The organism is Abyssicoccus albus (genome assembly GCF_003815035.1).
In the GTDB taxonomy this organism is placed as follows: Bacteria; Bacillota; Bacilli; order Staphylococcales; family Abyssicoccaceae; genus Abyssicoccus; species Abyssicoccus albus.
Window position 1 is genome coordinate 213,642 of sequence record NZ_RKRK01000002.1, and the last position, 13,694, is coordinate 227,335.

The 13,694-nt window shown below is 34.5% G+C and carries 13 protein-coding genes; 10 read left to right on the plus strand and 3 right to left on the minus strand.

Annotation, left to right across the window (positions count from 1 at the left end):
- Positions 1-39: 39 nt before the first annotated feature.
- Positions 40-243, minus strand: coding sequence for a YjzD family protein (locus EDD62_RS01085; RefSeq protein ID WP_077140663.1), 204 nt, complete (start codon positions 241-243; stop codon positions 40-42).
- Positions 244-439: 196 nt separating this feature from the next.
- Between EDD62_RS01085 and EDD62_RS01090 the strand changes: the two genes are divergently transcribed.
- The gene (locus EDD62_RS01090; protein ID WP_123807208.1) at positions 440-1,381 is read left to right on the plus strand and encodes a beta-ketoacyl-ACP synthase III; all 942 of its coding nucleotides are present in this window, start codon (positions 440-442) and stop codon (positions 1,379-1,381) included.
- A 13-nt stretch (positions 1,382-1,394) separates the two neighbouring features.
- On the plus strand, positions 1,395-2,636 hold the full coding sequence (gene fabF / locus EDD62_RS01095) for a beta-ketoacyl-ACP synthase II (protein ID WP_123807209.1): 1,242 nt from the start codon (positions 1,395-1,397) through the stop codon (positions 2,634-2,636).
- A gap of 123 nt (positions 2,637-2,759) precedes the next feature.
- On the opposite strand, the gene EDD62_RS01100 is transcribed toward fabF, so the two are convergent.
- The gene (locus tag EDD62_RS01100; protein ID WP_123807210.1) at positions 2,760-3,140 is read right to left on the minus strand and encodes a DUF3899 domain-containing protein; all 381 of its coding nucleotides are present in this window, start codon (positions 3,138-3,140) and stop codon (positions 2,760-2,762) included.
- 206 nt (positions 3,141-3,346) lie between these two features.
- Here EDD62_RS01100 and EDD62_RS01105 point away from each other — a divergent pair, with 206 nt between their 5' ends.
- From EDD62_RS01105 to EDD62_RS01130, 6 genes are all read left to right on the plus strand, one after another.
- Positions 3,347-5,005 carry a peptide ABC transporter substrate-binding protein gene (locus EDD62_RS01105; RefSeq protein ID WP_123807211.1) on the plus strand — a complete coding sequence of 553 codons (1,659 nt, stop codon included), beginning with the start codon at positions 3,347-3,349 and terminating at the stop codon, positions 5,003-5,005.
- A gap of 222 nt (positions 5,006-5,227) precedes the next feature.
- Positions 5,228-6,886, plus strand: coding sequence for a peptide ABC transporter substrate-binding protein (locus EDD62_RS01110; protein WP_123807212.1), 1,659 nt, complete (start codon positions 5,228-5,230; stop codon positions 6,884-6,886).
- A gap of 71 nt (positions 6,887-6,957) precedes the next feature.
- Entirely contained in the window at positions 6,958-7,881 is a 924-nt protein-coding gene (locus tag EDD62_RS01115; protein WP_123807213.1) for an ABC transporter permease, read from the plus strand.
- On the plus strand, positions 7,881-8,945 hold the full coding sequence (gene opp3C / locus EDD62_RS01120; RefSeq protein ID WP_077140656.1) for an oligopeptide ABC transporter permease: 1,065 nt from the start codon (positions 7,881-7,883) through the stop codon (positions 8,943-8,945). Before EDD62_RS01115 ends, opp3C begins: the two co-directional genes overlap by 1 nt.
- A 13-nt stretch (positions 8,946-8,958) precedes the next feature.
- The gene (locus EDD62_RS01125) at positions 8,959-10,041 is read left to right on the plus strand and encodes an ABC transporter ATP-binding protein (RefSeq protein WP_077140655.1); all 1,083 of its coding nucleotides are present in this window, start codon (positions 8,959-8,961) and stop codon (positions 10,039-10,041) included.
- Positions 10,041-11,096 carry an ABC transporter ATP-binding protein gene (locus EDD62_RS01130; protein ID WP_123807214.1) on the plus strand — a complete coding sequence of 352 codons (1,056 nt, stop codon included), beginning with the start codon at positions 10,041-10,043 and terminating at the stop codon, positions 11,094-11,096. The genes EDD62_RS01125 and EDD62_RS01130 overlap by 1 nt, the downstream gene beginning before the upstream one ends.
- Positions 11,097-11,166: 70 nt before the next feature.
- Here the strand turns inward: EDD62_RS01130 and trpS are convergent, their stop codons facing one another.
- Positions 11,167-12,159 carry a tryptophan--tRNA ligase gene (gene trpS, locus EDD62_RS01135; RefSeq protein ID WP_123807215.1) on the minus strand — a complete coding sequence of 331 codons (993 nt, stop codon included), beginning with the start codon at positions 12,157-12,159 and terminating at the stop codon, positions 11,167-11,169.
- A gap of 247 nt (positions 12,160-12,406) precedes the next feature.
- Here trpS and spxA point away from each other — a divergent pair, with 247 nt between their 5' ends.
- Entirely contained in the window at positions 12,407-12,805 is a 399-nt protein-coding gene (spxA, locus tag EDD62_RS01140) for a transcriptional regulator SpxA (protein ID WP_123807216.1), read from the plus strand.
- Between the two features lie 177 nt (positions 12,806-12,982).
- Positions 12,983-13,675, plus strand: coding sequence for an adaptor protein MecA (mecA, locus tag EDD62_RS01145; protein ID WP_077140652.1), 693 nt, complete (start codon positions 12,983-12,985; stop codon positions 13,673-13,675).
- The last annotated feature ends 19 nt before the right edge of the window (positions 13,676-13,694 follow it).

Below are 13,694 nucleotides of genomic sequence, written 5' to 3' on the forward strand. Positions count from 1 at the left end.
AGGGTTACTCTTCTGAGTAACCCTTTACTAATATAATTATTAATGATGCGTTGACTCCTCATCAACTTTAGGTGCTAACAAATCTAAAACCAATGCAAAGAGGATAACAATGACACCAAAAATTAAACTTGCAATCGTAGCCTGTACAAGATCCATTGGACCACCGCCTGCTAAACTATTTAATATGAAATTGACCATATGAAATAATAAAACGCCCCAAAATAATGTGATAATATATTTCATGTTTAAACCTCCAATTTTTCCCCATTCGATATCATTATAAATAAAAGTATTAATAATGTACATATAGAAATCAAAAGTTTTCAATTTAATGTGATATATGATAAATTAGTACCTAATAATAATATCAGTTAATAAAATTATGTTTAATATATAAATAACAAAACTTACATTAAAAAAATAAAGTGAGGTTAAGCCTATGGGTGTTGGAATTATAGGATTAGGGACATATGTACCAGAACGTATTATGAAAAATTCAGATTTTGAAAAGTTCCTCGATACGAATGATGAATGGATTAGCAAAATGACAGGTATTAAAGAAAGAAGATTTGCAAGAGATGATGAGACAACGAGTGATTTAGGAGTGAATGCAGCAAGGAAAGCAATAGAAGATGCGAATCTAACAATCGATGATATTGATTTGATTATTGTAGCAACATCAACGAGTAATCAACAATTTCCGTCGACTGCTAATATCATTGCACATGAATTAGGTGCTACATCCATTCCTTCGTTGGATCAAAAAGCAGCATGTACCGGTTTTATATATAGTGTGATTACGGCTCAAATGTATGTTCAATCTAATATGTATGATAATGTATTGGTGATTGGTGTAGATAAATTATCAAAGATTGCAGATATGACCGATCGTTCTACTGCTGTTTTATTTGGTGATGGAGCAGGTGCCGTTGTTGTTTCGAAGGTCAGTGAAGGCAAAGGAATCAAGAGCCATAAACTAGGAAGTGATGGTTCTGGAGCAGATTTATTATATGAAGATTTAAACACACATTATTTAAAAATGAATGGTCGAGAAGTGTTTAGGTTTGCTGTAAGAATGATGCCGGAAATTTCTGTTGAAGTAATGGAACAATGTAATTGGCAACCGGAAGATATTTCTTTACTTGTTCCTCATCAGGCGAATATTCGAATTATGGAAGCGGCTAGAGAACGAATGAATCTTGATGTTGATAAATTAAGTGTGACCGTCGATCGTTATGGTAATACGAGTGCTGCAAGTATTCCGTTGTCGATGGACTATGAACGTCAAAACAATAAACTAAATGATGGAGATAACATTATACTTGTTGGTTTCGGTGGCGGACTGACTTATGGTGCGTTAGGATTAACTTGGGGGAAATAAGGAGATGACACGGATGGACAAAAAAAGAGTTGTTATTACTGGATTAGGTGCATTGTCACCAATTTCAAATAATGCAAAAGAGTTATGGCAAAATGGAATGAAAGGTCAAAATGGTATCGGAGAGATTACACGAATTGATACGACAGATTTTGAAGTATCAGTTGCAGGTGAGTTAAAAGGTTATGATGCGTTAGATCATTTTTCTAAAAAAGAAGCAAGAAAAATGGATCGATTCACTCAATACGCAATCGTCGCTTCTCGTGAGGCAGTGTTAGATAGTGGATTGAAAATAGAAGGAGAATTGAGTGAACGTGTTGGTGTGTGGATTGGTAGTGGTATTGGAGGAATCGGAACATTCGAAGTAGGCTATGATATGCTATTAAAACGTGGTCCGAAAAGAGTAAGCCCTTTCTTTGTACCGATGATGATAACCGACATGGCTGCAGGTCAGGTTTCGATTGACTTAGGTGCGAAAGGACCAAATGGATGTACTGTAACAGCATGTGCGACAGGAACGAATAGTATTGGTGAAGCGTTTAAATTTATTCAACGTGGTGATGCAACAGCAATGGTCGCTGGTGGAACAGAAGCACCAATCAGTCGAATGGGATTAGCAGGTTTTCAAGCGAATAAAGCATTAACATTGAATCCTGATCCTAATAGTGCATGTAGACCATTTGATGCGAATCGAGACGGATTTGTAATGAGTGAAGGTGCAGGCATCGTCATGTTAGAAGAGTTAGAACATGCGAAAGCACGTGGTGCTCATATTTATGCGGAAGTTGTAGGATACGGATCAACAGGAGATGCACATCATATTACAGCACCAGCACCTGGTGGGTCAGGTGGATCACGTGCAATGACGATGGCCATTGAAGACGCTGGCATTCAACCGACAGATGTAGATTATATCAATGCTCACGGAACAAGCACACCGCTAAATGAAAAATTTGAAACGATGGCCATTAAGGATGCGTTTGGAGATCATGCTTATAATATGAAGATTTCTAGTACGAAGTCAATGACAGGTCATATGCTTGGCGCAGCTGGAGGAATAGAAGCAATTTTTTCTGCATTATCATTAGAACATGGGATTATTTTACCAACCATTAATTATGTTGAGAAAGACCCAGAATGTGATTTGGACTATGTGCCAAATGAAATGATAAAACAAGATATTAAGTATGCTCTATCGAATAGTTTAGGATTTGGTGGTCATAATTCAACATTAATGTTGAAGCGTTATGAAGGTTAAGGTATTTTAAAATACCCTAATCTTTTTTGTTTGATGATTAATCCATGAAATAAAATGGATTGAGTTGTAGATGGAATGAATATGAAAAAAACGATCGACAAAATAAAAATTGTCGATCGTTTTTTAAATGAATAATGAAATGATGCCTGAAGTAAATAATAAAAAGAGCGATGCAATAAATAATCCTCCGAACTGATATGGCATGTCGGGGTTGATACTTAATGACTTAGGATTCATCACGTCATCATTTGCTTGAATGTTTTGTAAACTTTTTGGTTTCATACGGTACATAAACTTTTTGAAAGAGTAACTAAAAATACTATATGCTTTCCGATTGATCAAAAATAAAATGAGTGAAATGGTTAAACCGATGATAGAGAAAAAGACGATATAGTCGAATAATGTTTGACCAATCTTATCATTTTTAAAAAATAGAAAAACAATGATAGAAATTATAATGATTACAGCACAATAAATTAATGTGTTTCTTAAAATATGTTTCATATGATCTCCTTTGGTATTTTATTATTTTAAATATTAACATAATATTTCTTAGAAGATAATACGATAATAAATAACTGAAAATAATAAAATATTTAAATTTTCTAAAAATAAACTTGCATTATTTTTCAAGCCTTTGTATAATTAAGTCAAATCTTCTGAAAATTCTAATTAGAAAGATTTTATAAAACCTTAGGAGGAATTTACACATGGCAAAAAGATGGAAACTTTATACTGCATCAACACTAGCACTCACATTAGCATTGGCAGGTTGTTCATCAACAGGAAATAGTGGTGACTCTGCATCTAAAGAAGGTGGGGAAGGATCGGATGAAAAGAAAGTATTAAATTTATCTGCAGCATCTGATATTCCTACGATGGATAGTTCATTAGCAACTGACCAAGTATCATTCTACATAATGAATCAAACTCAAGAGGGATTATATAGATTAGGAGAAGATGATAAAGCTGTAGATGGGATTGCAGAAGGTGAACCAGAAGTTAGTGAAGATAGTAAAAAATATACATTTAAACTTCGTGAAGACGCGAAGTGGTCTAATGGTGATCCAGTAACAGCCAAAGACTTTGAATATGGTTGGAAACGTACGTTAGATCCTGAAACGGCTTCAGAATATGGCTATATTATGTACGATATTAAAAATGCCGAAGCCGTAAATACAGGAAAGAAAAAAGTTGATGAACTGGGTATTAAAGCGGTTGATGATTATACATTAGAGGTTGAATTAGAAAAACCATTACCGTACTTTAAAGAGTTACTCACATTTGCTACATTCTATCCATTGAATGAAAAGTATGTAGAAGAACAAGGTGATAAATTTGGTACGACAGAAGAAAAGACGCTATATAATGGACCGTTTGAGTTAACAGATTGGGAAACAGAAAGTAAGTTCAAACTTGTACCAAACGAAGAATATTGGGATAAAGAAGCAGTTAAGTTAGATGAAGTAAACTTCCAAGTCGTAAAGGACCCTCAAACTGCGATCAACCTTTACGAAACAGGAAAAATCGATATTGTAGGTTTAAGTGCTGAGCATGTAGATAATTATAAAGAAGATCCTAACTTTAACACAGAACTCAGAACGTCAACATTCTTTATGAGATTTAACCAAAATGACGAAATCATGGCGAACAAAAACGTAAGACTTGCAATCAATAAGGCAATTGATAAAGAAAAATATGTTCAATCAAATTTAAACAACGGTTCCATCGCTTTTGATAAATTAACGCCTAAAGAGTTTGTTAAAGGTCCAGACGAAAAGGATTATGTTGAAGGCGTTAAATCAGAATTGTCATATGACTTAGAAGGTGCGAAAGAAGCTTGGGAAAAAGCTAAAAAAGAGCTCGGTAAAGATAAAATAGAAATTGAGTTATTAACATATGATTCTGAAACATCGAAGACAGATGCAGAATATTTCCAAGCACAACTTCAAAAGAATTTAGATGGTTTATCACTTAAGATTAAACAACAACCATTCAAACAAAAGCTTGCGCTTGAATCTAAAGGAGATTACCAATTATCATTTGCTGGTTGGGGTCCTGACTATCCGGATCCAATGACATTTGTCGATTTGTTTGTGACAGATGGTGCACACAACCAAATGGAGTGGTCGAACTCAGAGTTTGACAAATTGGTTAAAGATGCTAAAGGTGAATTAGCCGATAAGCCTGAAGAACGCTGGGCTGCAATGCAAGAAGCAGAGAATATCTTGTTAGAAGATGCTGCAATTATGCCGATGTATCAAGCAGGTGCAGCGTACTTACAACAACCTTACATCAAAAACTATCAACGCCATAAATTTGGTGCTGATATGACATTCAAACATGTTGATATTGAAGGTAAAGAATAATTTACCTTGAATATAAATCAATAATTTCATTCATAGAGAGCAATGAATCCTCCCATTCATTGCTCTTTACTCTGTTAAAATATTAGAAAATTGCCACAAGCACAAATATAATTTAAATTCAATATTGCATTGAAAAAATATTTACCCTATAATAAAACTAATCTTCAGAAAATTGAAGGAATTATTGATTGCAACGTTAGTTGCATTGGGAGGAGTTACATTATGTATAAAAACCTTGGTAAGATGACAGCGCTTACACTATCAGCATCGTTAGTGCTTGCAGCATGCTCAACGAGCGGTGGTGGTAAATCAGAAGGTGGTTCAGGTGAAGATGGTGAGGATAAACAAGTCTTAAACTTATCTGCAGCATCTGATATTCCAACAATGAACTCAGCACTTGCAACAGATTCAGCTTCAACGAGTGTGTTAGGACAAACACAAGAAGGTCTATACTCTTTAGGGAAAGATGACAAGATTGAAGAAGGGGTTGCCGAAGGTGAGCCTGAAGTATCAGAAGATAAGAAAACTTATACGATTAAATTGCGTGAAGATGCCAAATGGTCAAATGGTGAAGCGGTGACGGCGAAAGATTTCGTATTCGCATGGCAAACAGCGTTAAACCCTGAAACAGGATCTGAATTTGCGTACTTTTTATATGATATCAAAAACGCAGAAGCGATTAATAATGGCGATAAGAAAGTCGATGAATTAGGTGTCAAAGCAATCGATGATCAAACATTAGAAATTGAATTAGAAAAACCAGTGCCATACTTCCAACAATTATTAACATTCCCTACGTTCTATCCGTTAAACGAAAAGTTCTATAATGAACAAGATGGTAAGTATGGAACGTCAGAAGATAAGACTTTATACAACGGTCCGTTTGTTTTAAATAACTGGGAGACTGAAAGTAAATACCAATTAACACCAAATGAAGAATATTGGGATAAAGAAGCAGTTAATTTAGATGAAGTAAACTTCCAAATTGTTAAGGACGTTCAAACAGGAATTAACCTTTACGAAACAGGGAAAATTGATATTACTGGTTTAAGTGCAGAACATGTTGACAGTTATAAAGAAGATGAAAACTTTGAGACTGACTTACGTGCATCAACATTCTACTTCGTATTTAACTTAGAAAATGAAACATTAAAGAATGAAAATGTCCGTCAAGCGATTGCACAATCGATTGATAAAGAGAAATATGTTTCATCAAATAGAAATAATGGTTCAAAAGCATATGACAAATTCACACCATCAGAATTAGTTGAATCAGAAGGTGGAGAAGAATATACAGAAGGTGTAGACGCACCGTATAGCTATAACCCAGAAGCTGCTAAGAAAGCTTGGGAAAAAGCGAAAGAAGAACTTGGAAAAGATGAGATTACAATTGAATTGTTAACATTTGATCAAGATTCTGCAAAAACGGATGCTGAATATTTCCAATCACAACTTGAGCAAAACTTAGATGGTTTATCACTTAAAATTAAGCAACAACCATTCAAACAAAAAATTGCTCTAGAAGATAAAGGACAATTTGAAATTGGTTTCTCAGGGTGGGGAGCTGATTATCCAGATCCATTATCATTCTTAGAAATTTTAACGACTGGCAATAACCAAAACAGTTCTGGTTGGTCTAACCCTGAATATGATAAAGCAATTGAATCAGCAAAAGGTGATCTAGCGACGAAGCCGGAAGAAAGAATCAAAGCATTACAAGAAGCTGAAGCATTAATGTTGAAAGATGCACCAGTAATGCCGTTGTATCAAACAGGTGCTGCATACTTACAACAACCGTACATTAAAGATTATCACCGTCATAAATTTGGTGTTGACTTCTCATTGAAGACAACAAGTATTGAAGGTAAAGAATCAAAATAATACAACATAAGTGATGAACACGAAGAGTATGTCATACTCTTCGTATTCATCTATATTAAGGAGGTTAAACGATGTTCAAATATATTTTAAAACGTATCGGTTATATGTTTGTAACACTATACATCATTGCAACGATCACGTTTTTTTTAATGAAATTATTACCAGGTTCACCATTTAATGATGAAAAATTATCTCCAGAACAACGACAAATTTTAAATGAAAGATATGGATTAGGAGACCCTGTATTTGTGCAATACTTAACATATTTAAAGAATATCGCAACAGGAGATTTTGGTGTTTCTTTCAAATACGATGGACGTGATGTATTACCATTGATTATGGAAAGATTACCAGTATCAGCTGAAGTAGGAATCTATGCTATTTTTTTCGGTGTGATTATCGGAGTAATTCTCGGTGTCATTGCAGCGGTTAAACAAAATAGTTGGATTGACTACCTTGCAACATTCATCTCAGTATTATTCGTAGCCGTTCCGTCATTTGTAATTGGTACATACTTACAATACTTTTTTGGGGTTGAATGGGAAATACTTCCGGTTGCAGGTTGGGATGGACCATTATATATTATCATGCCAGCGATTGCATTAATGTGTAGTCCAATTGCGACGGTAGCTCGTTATATTCGTGCTGAAATGATTGAAGTATTAGGATCAGACTATATTACTTTAGCTAAAGCAAAAGGGAATTCGACAGTTTCGGTATTGTTTAAACATGCTTTAAGAAATGCATTGATCCCAATCGTTACAATCGTTGGGCCAATGGCTGTATTTACTTTAACAGGGGCTTTAACGATTGAACAAATTTTTGCTATTCCAGGGATGTGTGATCAGTTCGTTAATTCAATTATGACGAATGACTATCCAGTGATTATGGCGTTGACAATGTTTTTCAGTATTTTACTCGTTGTAATTTTACTCGTGGTAGATATTTTATATGTGATAATTGACCCGAGAATTAGATTGGATGGTGACAGTTAATGACTAGAGAACAAGATCATACAAAAAAAATTGACGTTAATGCAGCAGATGCACATCAGGAATTAACATCTCCAATAGGGTCAATGGCGTTTGCCAAACAAGATTCAAGCCAACATGAAGTTATTCAACGAAAAAGTAAAAACTTCTGGCAAGATGCAGCATATCAAATATATAAAAACAAATTAGCACTTGCTGGCTTAATTGTCATGATACTTCTCGGTATTATGGCTTGGGTAGGGCCGATGATGAATGGTCATAGTTTCCATGCACAAAACTTAGATCATAAAAACTTGCCACCGAAAGTCCATGCTTTAGCTGATATACCATTTTCACCATTTGATGGTTTAAATAAAGATGGAATCGACGTATATGAAACGAGAGACATTAAAGAAGCGTATTGGTTTGGAACGGATAACTTAGGTCGTGATTTATGGACACGTGTATGGAAAGGGACTCAAATTTCTGTCATTATCGGTTTAGCAGCTTCATTAATTGATTTAATCATCGGTGTAATTTATGGTTCGATTTCAGGTTATGTCGGTGGAAGAGTAGATACAATTATGCAGCGTATCGTTGAAATTTTAAGTAGTATTCCATACTTGATTTTAGTTATTTTACTAATTGTTGTTATGGATGCTGGATTGTTCACTATTATTTTTGCACTGGCAGTACTTGGTTGGCTCGGAATGAGTCGTATTGTACGTGGGCAGTTCTTAAAGTTAAAGAATGAAGAGTTTGTTATGGCATCAAGAACATTAGGAGCATCTAAAAGTCGATTAATTTTTAGACATATTTTACCGAATACTTTAGGTCCAATTATCGTAACATTGATGTTCTCAATTCCAGGTGCAATCTTCTCAGAGGCTTTCTTAAGCTTTATCGGTTTAGGTATACCGGCACCGAACGCATCATTAGGATCATTAATAAATGATGGCCGTAAAGTATTATTATTACATCCATATCAACTAATGATTCCTTCATTAGTATTGAGTGTGTTGATATTATCATTCTACTTATTCGGTGATGGATTACGTGATGCATTCGATCCGAAGATGAGAGATTAAGGAGGATAACCTAATGGAAAATACAACAGAACCGTTATTACAAGTTAAAGATTTAAAAGTATCCTTCGACATACGTGCAGGCGAAGTACAAGCTGTTCGTGGTGTAGACTTCGTTTTAAATAAAGGTGAAACATTAGCAATCGTTGGTGAATCAGGTTCAGGAAAATCTGTTACAACGAAAGCGATTATGAGGTTATTACCAGGTCGTGTTGGGAGAATTAAATCTGGTCAAGTGTTATTTAATAATCAAGACTTAGCTAAGCTTAAAGAGAAGGACATGCAAAACATTCGAGGGAGTGAAATTTCATTAATTTCTCAAGACCCAATGACGTCTCTTAATCCAACAATGACGATTGGACGTCAAGTTGCAGAACCATTAATCAAACATATGAATATGTCTAAATCTGATGCGAAGAAAAGAGCCATAGAAATTTTGAAGGATGTTGGCATTAAGAAGGCAGAAGAGCGTTACGGGATGTATCCTCATCAGTTCTCTGGTGGTCAAAGACAACGTATCGTTATTGCGACTGCTTTAGCATGTGAGCCGAAAATACTCATTGCTGATGAACCGACAACAGCCCTTGATGTGACGATGCAAGCACAAATTCTTGATTTGATGAATGAATTGAAAGAGAAATTTGGAACTGCAATTATTTTCATTACTCACGATTTAGGTGTCGTTGCAAATGTTGCGGATAAAGTTGCTGTAATGTATGGTGGTCAAATTGTCGAAAGTGGTCAAGTAGATGAAATATTCTACAATCCGAAACATCCATATACATGGGGGTTATTGTCAAGTATGCCATCACTAGATACAACGAAAGACATTTCATTACAAGCCATTCCAGGTACGCCGCCTGATTTGATTAATCCGCCTAAAGGTGATGCGTTTGCACCACGTAGTGAATACGCATTGGAAATTGATTTCGAAGAACCACCGCCATGGTTCCAAGTATCTGATACACACTTTGTAAGGTCTTGGTTACTACATCCGGATGCACCACATGTAGAGCCACCTGAAATGGTGAAAATGAAGCATCGTGATTTACCAGGGCAGTTTGATACACCAAAACAAGTGAAGGGGGTACTTGCATAATGACACCACCTAAAATTGATGTTAAATCTAGTATTCGTAATGATATTGTCTGGTTATCAGATGAAGAAAAAGAAGGCGTTAAATTATATAAAGATGGTAAGACTAAATTAGTTCAAGTGAGAGGTCTTAAGCAATACTTTAATGAGGGTAAACCTAATGAAGTAAGAGCGATTGACGATGTTTCATTTGATATTTATAAAGGTGAAACGTTTGGACTTGTAGGTGAATCAGGTTGTGGTAAATCAACAACAGGTCGTACAATTATTAAGCTTTATGACGCGACAGCTGGTAAAGTAATTTTTGATGATGTAAATATACAAGATATCAAAAAACGTAAAGACTTAGCAGAATTCAATAGAAGAATGCAAATGATTTTCCAAGATCCTTATGCTTCGCTTAACCCACGTTTGAAAGTTATGGATATCATCGCAGAAGGTATTGATATTCATAAACTATCAAAAAATAAACAAGATAAAAAAGAGAGAGTTTATCAATTGCTAGAGCGTGTCGGTTTAAATAGAGAGCATGCGAACCGTTATCCACATGAGTTCTCTGGTGGACAGCGACAACGTATTGGTATTGCAAGAGCATTAGCTGTAAGTCCAGACTTTATTATCGCCGATGAGCCAATTTCTGCATTGGACGTATCAATTCAAGCGCAAGTTGTAAACATTTTACAAGACTTGCAACGTGAAGATGATTTAACTTATCTATTTATCGCGCATGATTTATCAATGGTTAAATATATATCTGACCGTATAGGGGTAATGTACTTTGGTAAATTGGTTGAAATCGGGACGAGTGATGATATTTATAACTCACCATTCCATCCATATACGAAATCATTGTTAAGTGCCATTCCGCATCCAGACCCTGAGTCAGAGAGAACACGTGTAAGATCGACATATGATCCTGAAGTTCATAATTATGATGAGGATGATGTTGTTCAATTACGTGAAATTACTCCAGACCATTATGTATATTGTTCTGAGAAAGAATTCGAAGAATATCGTAAAGAAGCAAATAAAAATGGATATACAGGTAACTTGAAATAGTATAAAGCTAATAATAATTAATAATAAGAAGGTATAACATAAATATGTTTATGTTATACCTTCTTTATATTTATTTTCTTTTTCTACCTAATCCCATTGCGTTTTCCATCTTAGTGAGCATTTTCTGTGCTTTCATATTTGCTTGATCACGACCTTTATCTAGAATATGGTCAAGCTCTTCTGAATTCATATAATGTTCATATCGCTCTTGAAATGGAGTTAATTCATCGACTACGACTTCTGCAACGAACGATTTGAATTCTCCGTATTGCACACCTTCAAAGTCTTTTTCGATAGATTCAACAGTTGCATCTTTGAGTACACTCACAATATCCAATAGATTTGATACACCAGGTTTATTCTCTTTATCGTATCGTATAATCCCTTCTGAGTCTGTGACTGCACTTTTAATTTTTTTCTCAATTTGTTTAGGTGGATCAAGCAATGAAACAAATGATTTTTGATTTGAGTCGCTCTTGCTCATTTTCTTTGTTGGTTCTTGTAAGCTTTTAATACGAGCACCATATTCAGGTAGTTTTACTTCTGGAATTGTAAGGATATCATTGTATTTACTATTAAAACGTTCAGCTAAATTACGAGTCAGTTCTAAATGTTGTTTTTGATCATCACCGACAGGCACAATATCAGTGCCATAGAGTAATATATCAGCAGCCATTAATGGTGGATATGTTAATAAAGCAGCAGAAATACCATCCTGTTGTTTCGACGATTTATCTTTAAATTGAGTCATTCGTTCTAATTCACCGATGTATGATATACATTGCATCAACCAACCGGCCTGTGCATGAGCTGGAACTTCACTTTGTATAAATAGTGTTGAATGGGTTGTATCTATCCCAGAAGCTAGATAAATTGCGGCAAGTTGTCGTGTACGTTCACGAAGTTTTAGACGGTCTTGAGGCACTGTAATTGCATGTTGATCGACAATACAGAAGTATGATTCATAATCGTATTGCATCGTTTGAAATTGTTTAATCGCACCGATATAATTTGCGATGGTAGGGACACCACTAGGCTGTATACCCGAAAATAAAGTCTTCATGTTATGACCTCCACTAACTTTAATATTAATACTATTTATGATACAATAATATATAGGATGAATAAAGCTTTATATCATTTGTAAACAATTATGAATTTAATTTAATAGAAGATTTACAATAATTTTATGTGAATCTCATTAAATTTTAATGTTCTCGTTTTATAATATATATAAGCTAATTTTTAGCAAGTTATTGTTACATATCTCGTTACAATGGCTAATTTATATGAAATGGAGTGTAATATGTATGGTTACATTATTTACCTCACCAAGTTGTACGTCTTGTAGAAAAGCGAAAGCATGGTTAAAAGAACATGATATTCCTTATACTGAACGTAACATTTTTCAAGAGCCGTTAACAATTGATGAAATTAAATCTATTTTGAGAATGACTGAAGATGGAACGGAAGAGATTATTTCTACGCGTTCTAAAACATATCAAAAATTAAACATCGAAATCGATGCAATGCCATTACAAGATTTATATCAAATCATCCAAGAAAACCCGGGCTTATTACGTCGTCCGATTATATTGGATGAGAAAAGACTTCAAGTTGGATACAACGAAGATGAGATTCGTAGATTTTTACCACGAAAAGTTCGTACGTTCCAATTACAAGAAGCACAAAAAATGGTTGATTTATAAAAATCAATTAAATGCATTTAAAAGCGTGTCTATCATTAAGATAGATACGCTTTTAATTTGCAATTTTGTCCGTCTTTCTATATAATTATTTGACAATATACTTAATCATTATATTTTAACTTTAACGCCAAAAGCGATAATATATATATAATAGATATGGACGAGAGGTGAATTAGAGTGAGAATTGAACGGATTGATGAATCGACAATTAAATTATATGTAACGTACAGTGATATTGAAGAACGTGGATTTAAGCAAGATGATCTATGGTTCAATAAGCAAAAAGGTGAAGAATTTTTCTGGAAGATGATGGATGAAGTGAATGAGGAAGAAGACTTCATGATGGATGGACCGTTGTGGATTCAAATTCATGCATTTGATAAAGGGATTGAGGTCATTGTTACGAAATCAACACATGAAGAGCATATGTATGATGTACACAACAATGGTTATAAATTAGCTAGATCTAACCAGCAAAGTGAAGAAAACAAAGCGATTGATGATGAAATGAATGCATTATATGACGATGTAATGGCTGGTCATCTTGATTCTAAAGAAGATGAGAAAGTTAGATTATACAATAAAGAACTATTGATGAAGTTTAATGACTTTGAAGATGTAATTCAATGTAGTAAAGTACAGGAATTACAATCATTCGATAAGGATGATATGCTGTACGTTTTAAATGATGAATATTATTACTTAGTCGAGTTACATGGAACAGATCAACAACAGTACTTGAGATTTTTAAGTATTATAAGTGAGTATGCTGAAAGGACAACGAAAACACGACACTATTTGGAAGATTATGGGAAAGTAATTTTCACTTATAACGTGTTTAGACAAGTTTGTAAATTTTTTGTTAAATAATTAAGAAATCTCCTACTAT